The sequence below is a fragment of the Shewanella electrica genome (assembly GCF_022321485.1).
Lineage (GTDB): Bacteria > Pseudomonadota > Gammaproteobacteria > Enterobacterales > Shewanellaceae > Shewanella > Shewanella electrica.
In genome coordinates, this window is record NZ_JAKOGG010000855.1 from 1 (window position 1) to 229 (window position 229).

The window sequence follows — 229 nt, forward strand, 5'->3', positions numbered from 1 at the left end:
TGAGGCTGAGGTCTCTACCGTAGTCTCCGTAGTTTTCGTCTGCTTTCCAACGGTATTTTTCGGGGAAGCGTTAGGACTGGCCTTCTTCTTGTCCACGACCTTCACCACTTCAATCTTTTCGACAACAGCAGTTTCTTCAACTGCTTCTTTTGTGTTGGATTTCTGTATCTTCCTACTCTTCTTCTTTTCCTGCTGAACTTTCTTCTTCGGACTGGTTAGCTGAGGGTCC

General features: G+C 46.3%; 1 protein-coding gene. It reads right to left on the reverse strand.

Annotated features, from left to right (window positions below; genetic code table 11):
- Window positions 1-229 (reverse strand): hypothetical protein (locus L9G74_RS22225; RefSeq protein ID WP_238899144.1); only part of this gene is annotated, 229 nt, incomplete at both ends.